The 14,883-nt window shown below is 62.6% G+C and carries 12 protein-coding genes; 8 read left to right on the top strand and 4 right to left on the bottom strand.

All coding sequences use genetic code 11. The features are described 5' to 3' along the window. Positions 1 to 101: 101 nt before the first annotated feature. Positions 102 to 2,408 carry a TonB-dependent siderophore receptor gene (locus ACIQ2A_RS22645; protein WP_398483634.1) on the bottom strand — a complete coding sequence of 769 codons (2,307 nt, stop codon included), beginning with the start codon at positions 2,406 to 2,408 and terminating at the stop codon, positions 102 to 104. Between the two features lie 137 nt (positions 2,409 to 2,545). Between ACIQ2A_RS22645 and ACIQ2A_RS22650 the strand changes: the two genes are divergently transcribed. Continuing rightward, positions 2,546 to 3,418, top strand: a complete 873-nt coding sequence (locus ACIQ2A_RS22650; protein ID WP_398483636.1) for a helix-turn-helix domain-containing protein — start codon at positions 2,546 to 2,548, stop codon at positions 3,416 to 3,418. Positions 3,419 to 3,714: 296 nt separating this feature from the next. On the opposite strand, the gene ACIQ2A_RS22655 is transcribed toward ACIQ2A_RS22650, so the two are convergent. The 3 genes from ACIQ2A_RS22655 to ACIQ2A_RS22665 all read right to left on the bottom strand — a co-directional run bounded on the left by ACIQ2A_RS22655 (position 3,715) and on the right by ACIQ2A_RS22665 (position 6,367). After that, the gene (locus tag ACIQ2A_RS22655; RefSeq protein ID WP_398483639.1) at positions 3,715 to 4,230 is read right to left on the bottom strand and encodes a hypothetical protein; all 516 of its coding nucleotides are present in this window, start codon (positions 4,228 to 4,230) and stop codon (positions 3,715 to 3,717) included. 175 nt (positions 4,231 to 4,405) lie between these two features. Further along, the gene (locus tag ACIQ2A_RS22660) at positions 4,406 to 4,858 is read right to left on the bottom strand and encodes a DNA polymerase III subunit chi (RefSeq protein ID WP_398483641.1); all 453 of its coding nucleotides are present in this window, start codon (positions 4,856 to 4,858) and stop codon (positions 4,406 to 4,408) included. 6 nt (positions 4,859 to 4,864) lie between these two features. Further along, positions 4,865 to 6,367: a leucyl aminopeptidase gene (locus tag ACIQ2A_RS22665; protein ID WP_398483642.1), complete on the bottom strand. Its 1,503-nt coding sequence runs from the start codon at positions 6,365 to 6,367 to the stop codon at positions 4,865 to 4,867. A 414-nt stretch (positions 6,368 to 6,781) separates the two neighbouring features. On the opposite strand from ACIQ2A_RS22665, the gene lptF reads away from it, so the two are divergent. From lptF to ACIQ2A_RS22700, 7 genes are all read left to right on the top strand, one after another. Continuing rightward, a complete protein-coding gene (gene lptF, locus ACIQ2A_RS22670) occupies positions 6,782 to 7,951 on the top strand; it encodes an LPS export ABC transporter permease LptF (protein WP_398483644.1) in 1,170 nt (389 codons plus the stop codon). Further along, complete coding sequence (gene lptG / locus ACIQ2A_RS22675) at positions 7,948 to 9,045, top strand: LPS export ABC transporter permease LptG (protein ID WP_398483646.1); 1,098 nt, start codon at positions 7,948 to 7,950, stop codon at positions 9,043 to 9,045. Before lptF ends, lptG begins: the two co-directional genes overlap by 4 nt. A gap of 107 nt (positions 9,046 to 9,152) precedes the next feature. Then, positions 9,153 to 11,546, top strand: coding sequence for an LPS-assembly protein LptD (locus ACIQ2A_RS22680; RefSeq protein ID WP_398483657.1), 2,394 nt, complete (start codon positions 9,153 to 9,155; stop codon positions 11,544 to 11,546). Between the two features lie 126 nt (positions 11,547 to 11,672). Further along, positions 11,673 to 12,593, top strand: coding sequence for a peptidylprolyl isomerase (locus tag ACIQ2A_RS22685; RefSeq protein ID WP_398483648.1), 921 nt, complete (start codon positions 11,673 to 11,675; stop codon positions 12,591 to 12,593). A 40-nt stretch (positions 12,594 to 12,633) separates the two neighbouring features. After that, positions 12,634 to 13,638: a 4-hydroxythreonine-4-phosphate dehydrogenase PdxA gene (gene pdxA / locus ACIQ2A_RS22690; protein ID WP_398483650.1), complete on the top strand. Its 1,005-nt coding sequence runs from the start codon at positions 12,634 to 12,636 to the stop codon at positions 13,636 to 13,638. Then, positions 13,635 to 14,498, top strand: a complete 864-nt coding sequence (rsmA, locus tag ACIQ2A_RS22695; RefSeq protein WP_398483653.1) for a 16S rRNA (adenine(1518)-N(6)/adenine(1519)-N(6))-dimethyltransferase RsmA — start codon at positions 13,635 to 13,637, stop codon at positions 14,496 to 14,498. Before pdxA ends, rsmA begins: the two co-directional genes overlap by 4 nt. 124 nt (positions 14,499 to 14,622) lie before the next feature. Continuing rightward, positions 14,623 to 14,883: acyltransferase family protein (locus ACIQ2A_RS22700; protein WP_398483655.1), on the top strand; the 261-nt coding region annotated here is incomplete at its 3' end.

Below are 14,883 nucleotides of genomic sequence, written 5' to 3' on the forward strand. Positions count from 1 at the left end.
CGTACTTGCGAGCATGCACCAAACGCCTCTCGGTCCTCACACGCAGCAAGGCGGAATTGCGCAGGCGCAATCCCGCCTTGCCAGGCATTGGCGAATCGACGTCACCAGCGATAAGCGATGGAGGCGACGACCTTGCGGCCCTGCCCCAGCGCGCACGCCGTGGCATTCACGCTGAAGCAGCCGGTCACGTAGTATTTGTCGGTCAGGTTGAACATATTGACCGCCATGGTGAGGCCGCGCAGGTCGCGCCGGAGCGCACCGAAATCATAGGCGACGCGCGCATCCAGCAAGGCATAGTCCGGAATGAAAAGCGTGTGGCTGTCATCCTCGGTCTGACCGACATAGCGCACGCCAGCCGCCAGTTTCAGGCCATCCAAGGGACCGTGCAGAAACTGATACTGGCCCCAGACCGATGCCTGATGGTTCGGCGTTTCCGCGGGCCGCTTGCCGAGTTCGGCAAGACGCGCGCTCTTGGTGATTTCAGCATCGAGATAGGCATAGGACGCCATCATGCTGAATTCGCGGGTGATCTCCGTCTTCGCCTCCGCCTCGATACCGCGTACCCGGATCTCGCCGGTCTGGCGGCGAACGCCGAGGATGTCAGAGGCCACAACGTTCTGTTGCGTGAGATCGAAGTAAGCCAGCGTGAACAGGCTGTTGGTGCCGACCGGCTGATACTTCACGCCGACCTCGACCTGCTCGCCAGTGGACGGCTTGAACGCATCGCCGGTCGCACCGACGCCGGTCACCGGCTGGAACGAGGTGGCGTAACTGACATAGGGCACGACCCCATTGTCGAACAGATAGCTCAGACCAGCGCGTCCGGTGGTCGCAAAATCGTTCTGGTTGATGACGGTGTTGTTCCTGAAGTTGCTGAAGCTCGACTCCACCCAGTCAGCGCGGCCGCTCAGCGAGGCCAGCCATGATCCGAGCCGGATCTGGTCCTGCAGATAGAGGCCGAGCTGCTTTTCCCGAGCCTGGAAGTCTTCGGCGACGGCCGTTGGCGCCGGGACTGGCTGGCCATAGACCGGCGCGAAAATGTTCAGGAGCAGCGGCGCGGTGCCCTGCTTGAAGATGCGGCGCGCATCCTCGTCGCGATAATCGAGCCCGGCCACCACATCGTGCGACAGCACGCCGGTGTTGAATTTCGCCAGCAACTGATTGTCGATGGTGAAGGCATTGGCCGCATCATAGGCGTTGATGGGAATGCGCGCCGTATTGCGATTGTCGTTGGTGAAGAAGAAGCCGAACACATTGGCCACCGCATCGACCTGGCTCTTCACTTCGCCATAACGCAGGTTCTGCTTGAAGATCAGGTCATTGGTGAAGCGATGCTCGAAGGCGTAGCCAACGCCGTATTGCGAGCGGTCGAGACGATCGTAACTTGGCTCGCCCGTATTCGTGCTGCGCGGAATCTGGCCATTCGGATTCGGCCGGATCGAGCCGTTTGGCGGCACGAGGTTGAAGAACGGCCAACGCGATTTCTCCTCGGAGTAATGACCGAGGAAAGTGAGGCTGGTCTGGTTGTTCGGCTGGAATGTCAGCGCCGGTGCGATGAACACGCGATTATCTTCGGCGTAACGCACCTGGGTGTCGGCATCGCGCACGAGGCCGGTCAGGCGGTAGAGCCACTGCTTGTCGCTGGTGATGGGGCCGCCGAGATCGAAGGCCGCCTGCGCGCGATTGTAGCTGCCGGTCTGCAGTTCGATTTCGCCAATCGGCACCGATGTCGGCCGCTTGCTCACCATATTGATGAGACCGCCCGGCCCGCTCGATCCATAGAGTCCCGAAGCGGGCCCCTTCAGCACTTCGATCCGCTCGAGACCGTAGGGCTCGATGGCATAGCTCGCAGCACCGTCGCCGCGGATCGGCAGCCGCATCCCGTCGAGATACTGATCGGCGCGAAAACCGCGGATGCGCGTATAGGCATCGGTGGGCGACAGCGCGCCGAAATTATTGACTGACACGCCGGGCGTATAGCCGAGCGCCTGGCTGACGCTCTGGGCGCCCTGATCACGGATCTGATCGGCGGTGATGACATTGATCGACTGGGGCACCTGCACCAGAGGCACATCGCTCTTGGTGCCGGTCGAGCCGATCGTCGCGACGTAGCCGACAACCTGCCCCGGCGATGCAGCGGTGCTGATCAGGGGCGCTGCGGGAGCTACGGCCGCAGGCGCACGCGTCACTGCAACGGCACGGCGCGAACCCTGGCGCTGCGTTGCGCGGCGCGCCACAGTGCGCTCGCGGCGCGGCGTATCGACGACAACCGGTGGCAATGCGTTGCCGCTGGTGGCAGCGACACCCGAACTATTCGATTGCGCGAGTGCGTTGCGCGTTTCCACCCAGATGCCGCTGACGCACAACAATGCGCAGCAAGACACGCTGCGCCAAAATCCGTTCTTCATTCCGGAAGCCCCCAACCGGGACATCGCAAACCAAAGCGACATCCGCGGGTCACAATATGCGCTTTGCAAAAAGCGCAAACTGCTCCATTACGGCTGGGAATGCTCCATTCGCGGCTAAACTTGTTAGATATGTTCTAATGAACAATCACGACTGGCAAAGAGAGCGAACGCGGTTCGAACGCAATGTGGCGGAGCTGGCCATCGATGCGCAGCCGGTGCTGTCCAATGCGAGCGGCTCGATCCTGATGGCACGCGCGAGCTTTTCGGAATTCGAAGGAGCATTTCAACTCACACCGCGGCTGATGATCTCGCTGTGCCTGTCCGGCAGTGGACGGTTGCGACGATCGACGGAGCATGGCGCGGTCGAAGGCGTGATGCGTCCGGGCAGCTTTGCACTCGCTTTGCCCAATACGCAGGGCAGCGGCTTCACGCCAGCAGCGGATATGCTCGGCCTGTCCATCGGCTCGGCCGAGCTCGAAAGTTTCGGCCTGTTGGCTGCCGAAGATCTGATCCCGGCAGCAAGCGCGATCCGCAACGATCCCCTGATCTCCTCGGTGATGCGGGCAATCTGGCTCGACGCCGAAGCCAATGGCATGTCGTCACTGTTCTTCCAGCATGGCGTCGCTCTGATCCTGAAGCGTCTAACCGACATGCAGTCGGCTGCCCTGCCCGATACCGTGAGCAGACCATTGCCGCTGCAGCGCCTTGCTCATATCCGGGAGATGATCGACGCGCGCCTCGGCGACGATCTGAATGTCGGGGATCTCGCACGCGAAGCGCGTCTGGACGTTCGTAGTTTCACGCGCGCATTCCGCTCGGCGACCGGGCTCGCGCCCTATGAGTATCTCACTATGCGCCGGCTCGAACGCGCGCGCGAGCTGTTGCAGACGGAACGATCGATTACCGAGATTGCCATGTCGGTCGGCTACGCCAATCCCAGCAAATTCGCTGCGGCGTTTCGCCGGCTGTACGATTGCTCGCCACGCGAATGGCGGAACGCCAAGCGCTAAAGCAGCTTCAAATGGATCGAACGTAGGCGCGCGGACACCTCTCCCCACCGGGGAGAGGTCGAAATCGGAGCGAAGGGCCCCGAGGAGTGGGGGGGGGGGGGCCCGGCCCCAAGCGCCGTCGGAGTGAAGCCCCCTCACCCGCGCGCGAGAGCGCGCGACCTCTCCCCGGTGGGGAGAGGTGTTCGAGCGCCGCCTGTCGTTGGAATATTTGTAGCGCCCATCCTCAACGAAAATCGCCCGGCCATGCGGCGCGGGCGATTTTACGAAACTGGTTATGTGTAGCAGCGACTGGCCGATCAGCCCGTGGCACGCTTCTTCTTCGCGCCGCGCACCGGCTTCGGCTGCTCGACCTGTGGCGTGCCCTCCACCATTGTCAGACGGCCGGCCGTAAACGTGTAGATGCCGGCACGCGGACCGCGCAGATAGGTCAGCGTGGTGAGACGATCACCGCGCGGATTGCCGCCAATATTCACGCTGTCGGGCGCACCGGCGCCACGCGCGACGTCACATTCGGTATGACCGAGTGCCACGACGCCCGTTGCCGGCGCTACAGCGGCAGCGCCATCGGCGAGCGCGCTGGCATCGCGCGGCGGCATGCCGGGGCATGAACCGTCGGCGCCGATCAGATCCTGTGGTGACACTGCCTGTTCCGGTGTCAGCGGCGGCGTTTCGATCGAGACGTTGCGGCTGATGCTGCGGCCGGTCCGCTGAAACCAGTCAGCGTCCTTGGACAGCAGGTCAGACTTGAACATGTCACCCGCACTCATGCCCGAACAGCCGCCCAGCAGCGGCGCGAGGAAAATGACGGCCAAACCCGTTCGATGAAGCTTTTTGCTGTTCACGATCAACGCTATCCCACACACGGCGACGACGCGCCCGTCTCATCATTCGTTTGCGGCGTGACCGTGACATCGGGCCACCCAGCGTTCCGGAAAGGCGCAATTAGCATCAAATACGGTTAATCGGCAAAGCCAGATTTACCACGCGCTAGTTCCGTTTCTGCCAGCGGCCGCGTTCGTCGGCCTGCCAGTAGGTCGCCGTCAGCCCTCGCGCCTTGCAGGTGGTCCATGCGGCCCGCGCCGCCGCCAGCGCCTCGTCATCATCACCGTTGAAGACGAGGACCATGCGCTCATAACCGGCCGTATCGTCCGGTAATCCCGCATTGTCCACCAGGAACCGGACCTGTGCACCATTCGGATTGCTCTCCTCCAATACCAGGAGGATGGGTTGCTCCGCCGCGTCTGCCGCACGCCAGGTGGCATGCGGCAGAAACGAGTCGTCGCGATAGGTCCAGAGATGCGCATCGAGCGCATCGGCGCGCTCTTCCGAGGTGGACTGGACGACGCACCGCCAGCCCCGCTCGAGAGATTTCTCGAGCAACGGCGGCAGCACATTTTCCAGTGCCATGTTCTGCAGGTGGTAGAACAGAACCTCGGTCATATCCGCTTACTTCTTGCCCTCGTAATAATCGGCAACAAGCCGATCGAGCAGACGCACGCCGTAGCCCGAGCCCCAGCTCTGGTTGATCTCGGTCTTCGGCGCGCCCATCGCGGTGCCCGCGATATCGAGATGCGCCCATGGCGTGCCATCGACAAAGCGCTGCAGGAATTGCGCTGCCGTGATCGAGCCGCCGTAACGGCCGCCGGTGTTCTTCATGTCGGCGAATTGCGAGTCGATCAGCTTGTCGTAATCCGGGCTGAGCGGCATGCGCCAGACGCGCTCGCCGGTCGCCTGCCCCACGGTGGCAAGACGCAAAGCGAGTTCGTCATTGTTGGAGAACAGACCTGCATGATCGGTGCCGAGTGCCACCATGATCGCGCCGGTCAGCGTGGCGAGATCGATCATGAATTGCGGCTTGTACTTCTTGGTGACGTACCAGAGCACGTCGGCAAGGACGAGGCGCCCTTCGGCATCGGTGTTGATGATTTCGATGGTCTGGCCGGACATCGAGGTCACAATGTCGCCGGGGCGCTGCGCATTGCCGTCGGGCATGTTCTCGACGAGACCGATGGCGCCGATGACATTCGCTTTCGCTTTACGGCCGGCCAGCGCATGCATCAGGCCGACGACGCAGGCCGCACCGCCCATGTCGCCCTTCATCTCTTCCATGCTGCCGGCCGGCTTGATGGAAATGCCGCCGGTATCGAAGGTGACGCCCTTGCCGATGAAGGCGACGGGCGCATCGCCCTTCTTGCCGCCGTTCCAGCGCATCACCACGATGCGCGCAGGATTCGCCGAGCCCTGTGCGACGCCGAGCAGCGCGCCCATGCCAAGCTTCTGCATGGCCTTGACGTCGAGGACCTCGATGACGACGCCGAGCTTCTTCAGCTCGCTGGCGCGGCGCGCGAATTCCACAGGGAACAGCACATTCGGCGGCTCGTTGACGAGATCACGCGCGATCACGACGCCGTTCACGACGGAATTATCGGACGCAAAGGCCTTCTTGGCTGCGGCGACGTCGCTGACGGCCAGCGACACGCTGACGGTGCCGCGCTTTTCTTCGCCGTCCTTCTTCTTGGTCTTGTAGCGATCGAACTTGTAGGCACGCAGCAGCACGCCGGATGCGACCGAGGCGGCCTGCTCTGCTGTCATGTCGGCCGACGGCAATTCAGCGATCACCGTGATCGCATCGGCGGATGAACCGAGCTTGCCGGCCAGTACGCCGCCGAATTTCAGGAGATCGGTTTCCTTGATTTCATCGACCTTGCCGGTGCCGATCACCAGCAGCCGATCGGCCTTCACGCCTTCCGGCGCGAGGATGTCGAGGGTCGATCCGTTCTTGCCCTTGAATTTCGAGGCAGCGGCAGCGCGCTTGACCAGCGCGCCCGCGGCGCCCAGCGCCTTGGTCGTTGCCTTGCCCAGTTTCAACGCATCGTCGCTGAACACCACGAGGGTGCCGCGGGCGGCCTGGGACAATGGGACGAAGCCGACCTTGACGGTGTCGGACATGGGCAAGACCTCCAGAATATCACATGAGGCGCATCGGACCGCAGGGGGCGACGCGGGGGAACGGATGTTGTTGTCCCGGCAGCCGGAGCCGTCAAGCCGTGCGGACAAAACGGCGTCACGGGCGCTGATTCTGTGTCCCAACATGTCAGTTGTCACCAATAAGGCCACCGTCCGGGATCACGGGCCATCACACTTATTGATGGAAGCGCTTGTCCGGGCTTGTTTTCAGTGTCCCAAGGGCCACATCGCAGACTAAATTAACCACTTACTCACCCAGCCATCGCCCGGCCATTTTGTTGACCGATCAATGGGATGGTAAGTATGACGATCAGGCCTGGAGCCGCAGCACTGCCCTCGGGGATCCCTCATCGGGGATGGGCACGCCGCATGTTTTCCGGGCCGTTACGGGGACCGATGGGGTCGATCGACAGATATATCTTCAAGATGGTGCTGGCGTCGTTCGGTATCGTGCTGGTCAGCCTGACCGGCGTGATCTGGATCACGCAGGCGCTGCGTGGCATCGACCTGATGACCAGCCAGGGCCAGACCATCCTGACCTTTCTCGGCTTCACGAGTCTCGCGATTCCCGTGCTGGTGCTGATCATCGCGCCGATCGCGCTGATGATCGCCGTCTCGCATACGCTGACCAAGCTTGCGACCGATTCCGAAGTCATCGTCATGAATGCCGCCGGCCTGTCGCCGATGCGGCTGTTCCGGCCGTTTCTCTATGCGACGCTGGTGGTGTCGCTGATCGTGGCCTTCATCGCCTCTTATATGGCGCCGGATGGCATGCGGCGACTGAAGCGCTGGGACGCGGAAATCACCGCCGACGTGCTGACCAACATCCTGCAGCCGGGCCGCTTCGCGCAGCTCGATACGAATCTGACGGTGCGCATCAAGGAACGCCAACCCGGCGGATTGCTGGTCGGCATCTTCGTCGACGACCGCCGCGATCCCAAGGAACGCATCACCATCATCGCCGATCACGGCACCATCCTGAAGAACAAGGATGGCTCCTTCCTTGTTCTCGAAGACGGCAATCTGCAGCGTTTCGAAACAGGCAAGACCGATCCCGCCATGGTGGCGTTTGCCCGCTACGCCTTCGACATGTCGAAATTCTCCAATCGCAGCCAGGATGTCACTTACGGCATCCGCGAGCGCTATCTGTGGGAACTGTTCTCGCCGCCGGCCAATGATCCGATGTATCAGCAGATGTCGGGCGCCTTCAGCGCCGAACTGCATGACCGCCTGATGGCGCCGCTTTATCCATTCGCCTTTGCGGCCCTCACCTTCGCCTTTCTCGGCCAGCCGCGCACCACGCGCCAGAGCCGCAATTTCTCCATGGGCAACGCCATCGGCGCGGTGTTCGCGTTGCGCATGGCCGGCTTCGCCTGCTCGGTGGCGGCTGCGAAATCGGATTGGGCGGCACCACTGCAATATGCCCTGCTGTTCGGCACGATCTTCGGCAGCCTTGCGATCATCAAGCTCGGCATTGTGATCGAGCCGCCTGCCAAACTGATCGAAGCCATCAACCGCTCCAACGAACGGATCCTGCGCCTGTTCAGACGGCCGGTCGCCGCATGAGCATGATCACCAACACGATCGGGCGTTATTTCGCCGGCCGGTTCCTGGTCGCAGCTGTCGGCGTGTTCGTCAGTATCTTCATGCTGCTGGTGCTGGTCGATTATATCGAAATGGTCCGTCGGACCGCCGGACTCGCCACGGCGCCCGCACTGATGGTGGCGCAGACGTCGCTCTACCGGGTGCCGCAGGCGCTGGAAAAGCTGATGCCGTTCTGCATCCTGATCGGCGCCATGACCTGTTATCTGGCCCTCTCCCGTCGCCTCGAACTGGTCGTCGCCCGCGCCGCCGGCGTCTCCGCCTGGCAGTTCATCTCGCCGGCGCTGTTTGCCGCCCTCGTCCTCGGCGTGCTGGCGACCATCGGCTACAACCCGATGTCGGCCAATCTGCGCGAGGAATCCAAGCGGATGGAAGCCCGGATGTTCGGCGACGCGTCCGGCGGCGGCGTGCAGGACGCCGCCGGCTTCTGGATCAACCAGGTCAATGCCGACGGCCAGACCATCATCAATGCCGCCCGCAGCGAGCAGCAGGGTCTCCGCCTCACCGGCCTGACCCTGTTCCGGTTCGACACCGAGAACCAGTTCAGCGAGCGCATCGAAGCGCGCGAGGCCACACTCGAACCCGGCAAGTGGGTGTTCAAGGGAGTACGAATTTACTCCCTCGATTCGCCCGTAGTTGAGCAGGAGACGCTGGATATCGCCACGACCCTGACCCCGACCCAGGTTCGAAATAGTTTCTCGACCCCCGAAACAGTGTCATTTTGGCAACTTCCTTCGTATATCCGTTCATCCGAGAGTTCGGGATTTGCGACCGCGGGGTATCGTCTGCAGTATCACAAGCTCATTGCGCAGCCGTTTTTGCTGGTCGCGATGGTGATGCTGGCCGCGTCCGTGAGCCTTCGGTTCTTCCGGATGGGCGGTGTCCAGAAGATGGTTTTGTATGGCGTGGGCGCGGGCTTTCTGCTCTATGTCCTGTCGAAAGTGACTGAAGATTTGAGCAAGGCCGAGTTGATGCATCCGATTGCTGCGGCGTGGCTGCCCGTCTGTGTGGGCGGCCTCACCGGCTTTTTGGCCTTGTTGTACCTGGAGGACGGGTAGTGGCTGGTTTTGCCGCCCTCCGTGCGCGGAAATTGACCTCGAAACTGCACATTTGTGCAGATTGCGGACGCACGTCTCGCGCGATCACAACGATCGCAGCAACCATGATGTGCGTGGCCGTGACCCTTGGCGCGGCTGCGACGACGCCTGTCCACGCCCAGAGCTTCACCTATAACCGCCCAGCCACCCGCCCGAAGCCGCCGCCGGCCGCCCAGACCGGGCAGATGCTGGTGCAGGCCACCGAGGTCAATTACGACTACAACAACTCGCGCGTCGCCGCCGTCGGCAGCGTGCAGATGTATTACAATGGCACCTCGGTCGAGGCCGACAAGGTCATCTACGACCAGAAGACCAAGCGCCTGCATGCCGAAGGCAATGTCCGCATGACGGACGCCGACGGCAAGATCACCTATGCCAACCTGCTCGACCTCAGCGATGACTATCGCGACGGTTTCGTGGATTCGCTGCGGGTCGATACCGCCGATGCCACGCGCATGGCGGCGACCCGCGCCGACCGAACCGCCGGCAACTACACGGTGTTCCAGAACGGTGTCTACACCGCCTGCGCCGCCTGTAAGGACGATCCGAAGAAGCCACCGTTGTGGCAGGTCAAGGGTGCCCGCATCATCCACGACCAGACCGAAAAGATGATGTATTTCGAGGATGCGCGCGTCGAATTCTTCGGCGTGCCGCTCGCCTACATGCCCTATTTCTCGACGCCCGATCCGACGGTGAAGCGCAAGACCGGCTTCCTGATGCCGGGCTTCTCGCAGAACACCAATTTCGGCTACGGCATCGAATCTCCGTTCTACTGGGCGATCGCGCCGGACTACGACCTGACGCTTTCGCCGCGTTACACCACGCGTCAGGGCCTCCTGATGCAGGCGGAATTCCGCCAACGCCTGATGGACGGCGCCTACTCGATCCGCGCCTATGGCATCAATCAGCAGGACCCGACGGCGTTCGGCGCAGGCTCGGTCAGCGACAAGGACTGGCGCGGCGGTGTCGAGACCAAGGGCCAGTTCGCCATCAACGACAAGTGGACATGGGGTTGGGACGCGGTCGCGCTCAGCGACTACAACTTCCTGTACGACTATCGCCTGGCGATGTACCGCGACCCGTATCAGTCGTTCCTGAATCTGCAGACCGAAGCCGTATCGCAGCTCTATCTGACAGGCGTCGGCAAGCGCAGCTTCTTCGACCTGCGCACGATCCATTACACCAGCTTCTCGGGCAACCAGCGTCAGGTGCCCATCATCCATCCGGTGATGGACTACAACAACGTCCTGCAGCAGAACATTCTGGGCGGCGAGTTCAGCTACAAGTTCAACTTCACCAGTCTGACGCGTCAGGACGCGCAGTTCGACGCAATCAACACGAAGGTCGATCCCCTTACGGGCTTGAGCGCGTGTAATACGTTGTCCGCGGACTCAGCATCGCGCACCCCAGCGAACTGCTTGCTGCGCGGTATTCCGGGCACATACACCCGTTTCACCGCGGAAGCGCAGTGGCGCCGGTCGTTCACCGACGAACTCGGCCAGATCTTCACGCCGTTTGCGAGCGTGCGCGTTGATGCGATCGACGCCTCGATCTCGAACCAGCCCGGCGTTTCGAACTATGTGACGCCTGGCGACACGCAGGCTCTGCGCGTGATGCCAACGGTTGGCATGGAATATCGCTATCCGTTCATCAATGTGCAGCCTTGGGGCAGCACCATCGTCGAGCCGATCGCCCAGGTCATTATCCGCCCGAATGAGAGCTATGCCGGCCGTCTTCCCAACGAAGACGCGCAGAGCATGAATTTCGACACCAGCAACCTGTTCAGTGTGAACAAGTTCTCCGGCTATGATCGCGTCGAGGGCGGCGGACGCGCCAATGTCGGCGTTCAGGCGACCACCCAGTTCGATCAGGGCGGCTCCATCAAGGTGTTGTTCGGCCAGTCCTATCAGCTGTTCGGCATGAATTCGTTCGCCGTCGCTGACCTGACCAATACCGGTGTCGCTTCGGGTCTGCAGAATCCGCGCTCCGACTATGTGGCCAGCGTCAGTTACGCGCCGAACCGCACCTATCAATTCTCGACCCGCGCCCGCATCGATGAAGCCACCGGCAACATCAACCGCTTCGAGGCCGAGGGTCGCGCCAGCTTCGATCGCTGGTCGGTCAGCATGCTCTATGGCAACTACGCGCCGCAGGCAGAGCTTGGCTATCTGACACGCCGTGAAGGCCTGCTCGGCACCGGCTCGATCAAATTGGCCGACAACTGGGTTGTCACCGGCGGTGCCCGCTGGAACCTGGTTGAAAACAAGATCGACCAGTATATGGTCGGTGCCGGCTATGTGGACGACTGCTTCATCCTCGCGCTGAACTACGTCACCTCCTATAGCTATGTTGCCAATCTCTCGACCCCGCCGGTTCTGAGCCACACCGTAATGTTCCAGATCGGGCTGCGCACGCTTGGCGGTACCCAGGCCGGCACTGGCACCGGTGGACAGGTCTATTGATCTTTTAATCGCGACATTCGGACGCTCGGGTTCCGGATGCCGCGAAATTTCCGTTTTCGGCCGCGATGTATACGCGAAAGGTCCTTTGGACCTGGCCAGGACCTCTTCCGGAGAATGATGAACGAGATGAACGTCCGTCACCTTGTGCATGCTGTCATGGCGGCTGCTGCGACGATTGTGATATCGGCGGCATCGCCGGTTTATGCCCAGACCGTTGCGGTCATCGTCAATGGCGAGCCGATTACCGCTATGGACATCGAGCAGCGCATGAAGCTGAACGCGCTGTCGGGCGTAAAGGACAACAGCCGCCAGACCGTGCTCGACGACCTCATCAACGAGAAGGTCAAGATCAAGGAAGGCAAGAAGTTCAGCGTCGATCCCGGCCCGAGCGAAGTCGATGGCTCCTATGCCACGATGGCATCGCGCATGCGGCTCACACCCGATCAGTTGACGCAGTCGCTGGCCTCGAAGGGCATCCGTCCCAACACGCTGAAGAGCCGCCTCAAGGCCGACATGGTGTGGAACGCGATCGTCCGCGGCCGCTTCAAGCAGAGCCTGCAGGTCGGCGAGAAGGAAGTCGAGGCTGCTGTGCAGGGTCAGGGCGGCGACGCCATGGCTGAAGCATTCGAATATCAGATGCGCCCGCTGGTGCTGATCGTGCCGCGCGGTGCAGGTGGCGGCCTTGCGGAAGCCCGCCTCAAGGAAGCACAGGCGTTGCGCGAGCGCACCCAGAGCTGTGAGGATGCGATCCGCACTTTCAAGGGCGCCCAAAATGCGACTGTGAAGAGCATCGTTGTGAAGAGCTCCGCCGACCTGCCGCCGAATCTGCGAGACCTCCTCGACAAGACCCCGATCGGGCACCTCACCCCGCCGGAAGTGACGGCGCAGGGCATCGAGATGGTGGCTCTGTGTTCGCGCAAGCCGACCAAGGTCGATACACCGAAGAAGCGCGAAGTCCGCGAGAAGATGTTCGCCGAGCGCTTCGAGGCGAAGTCGAAGTCGTATCTTGCAGACGTCCGCAAGGCGGCGATGATCGAATATCGCTAGTCCGATCCGGCTGCGGCCGAACAGAATTCAGGGCCGCAGCATGACCAAGCCTCTCGCACTGACCCTCGGCGAACCCGCCGGCATCGGCCCGGATATCGCCATCGCCGCCTGGCTGAAGCGGCGCGAGCTTGATCTGCCGCCGTTCTATCTGCTCGGCGATCGTGACTTCATGGCCACCCGCGCGCAGGCACTGGGCCATGACATCGCGCTCGCGGAGGCCACGCCGGCCAAAGCCGCAGATATCTTCGCTGACGCCCTCCCCGTCGTCTCCACCGGCCACACGGTCACCGCGCAAGCGCGCCGCCCCGATGCCTCCAGCGCGCCCGCGGCGATCGCCTCGATCCGGCAGGCTGTAGCCGATGTGGAGGCAGGCCATGCCGGCGCCGTGGTCACCAATCCGATCGCCAAGAGCGTGCTGTATCGCGCCGGCTTTGAGCATCCCGGCCATACCGAATTTCTCGCCGAACTCGCTGCCAAGGACGGCAAGGTGCCGCTCCCGGTGATGATGCTGTGGTCGCCTGAACTGGCCGTGGTGCCGGTGACGATCCATGTCTCGCTGCAGGATGCCATTGAACAGCTCAACGGCCCGCTCATCACCGCGACTGCGCGCATCGTCGTCAACGACATGAAAGCGCGCTTCGGCATCCAGCGTCCGCGTCTGGCCATTGCAGGCCTCAATCCGCATGCCGGCGAAGACGGCAGCATGGGCGATGAGGAACTGGCTTTCATCCAGCATGCCGTCACCGTGCTGCAGAACGAAGGCATTGATGCGCGCGGGCCGCTGCCAGCCGACACGATGTTTCATCCGGCGGCGCGCGCGACGTATGACTGCGCGATCTGTATGTATCACGACCAGGCGCTGATCCCGATCAAGACCATCGCCTTCGATGAAGGCGTGAACGTCACGCTCGGCCTGCCCTTCATCCGCACCTCGCCGGATCACGGCACGGCGTTCGACATTGCCGGCACCGGCAAGGCCAATCCGTCGAGCCTGATCGCCGCCATCAAGCTTGCAGCGCGCATGGCCGGCTCAACGCCATCATGAGCGGGATCGACGATCTTCCGCCGCTGCGCGACGTCATCAAGCGCTATGACCTGCAGGCGCGAAAGTCGCTCGGCCAGAATTTTCTGCTCGACCTCAATCTCACCGCACGCATCGCGCGCGCTGCCGGCCCACTGCAAGATGCGACGGTCATCGAGGTCGGCCCCGGTCCCGGGGGCCTGACCCGTGCCTTGCTTGCAACGGGTGCGAAACGCGTCATTGCCGTCGAACGCGACGAGCGTGCGCTCGGGCCGCTGCAGGAGATCGCCGCGCACTATCCCGGACGGCTCGAGATCGTGATCGGCGACGCGCAGACCTTCGATCCGCGCCCGATGCTCAATGGCGAGCGCGCCAAGATCGTCGCCAACCTGCCCTACAATATCGGCACGCAATTGCTGATCGACTGGCTGTGCACCGAGCCATGGCCCCCTTGGTACGACATGATGGTGCTGATGTTCCAGCGCGAGGTCGCCGAGCGCATCGTCGCTGTCGGTGACGAGGAGGCCTATGGCCGGCTCGGCGTGCTCGCCAACTGGCGCGCGGAAACCAAGATCCTGTTCGACATCTCGCCGGCCGCCTTCACGCCGCCGCCGAAGGTGACGTCGTCGGTAGTGCGCCTGACGCCGCGCGCAAATCCGGAGCCATGCGAGCGCCGCCTGCTCGAACAGGTCGCCGCCGCCGCCTTCAACCAGCGCCGCAAGATGCTGCGGCAGAGCCTGAAGCCGCTCGGTGTCGATCCCGAACAGCTCGCCGCCGCCGCCGGCATCGAGGCCACCCGGCGCGCGGAGACCGTGCCGGTGTCAGGCTTCGTTGCAATGGCCCGGGCGCTGGTGGACCTGAGGAAGGCCCGGAGCGGCTCGTAAGCCCACGCTTCGGCCTGCACGGCAACACGTCGGTTTTTGCGGTCATTGCGGCGACTTGTCCTGCCGGCATTAACGCCTTCACAATCTCGGGATGTTTTCGTGGTCCTGCACCTTGGCAGACCCCATGCATCAGAACCGCCTGACGTCCATCGATGCCCTGCGCGGCCTGGCTTCGCTGGCCGTCGTGTTCTGGCACTGGCAACATTTCTTTCCGAAGGATGCCGGGCCGACGGAGCAATATCCTTTGTTCTGGCTGTTTTGGCCGCTGTATCAGCACGGCTCCTGGGGCGTCGAGCTGTTCTTCTCGATCAGTGGCTTCATCTTCTTCCGGCTCTATGCGGAGCCGGTCGCACGCGGCGACGTGGGCGGCCTCCGCTTCGCCATC

Source organism: Tardiphaga sp. (genome assembly GCF_044336785.1).
Classification (GTDB): Bacteria; Pseudomonadota; Alphaproteobacteria; order Rhizobiales; family Xanthobacteraceae; genus Tardiphaga.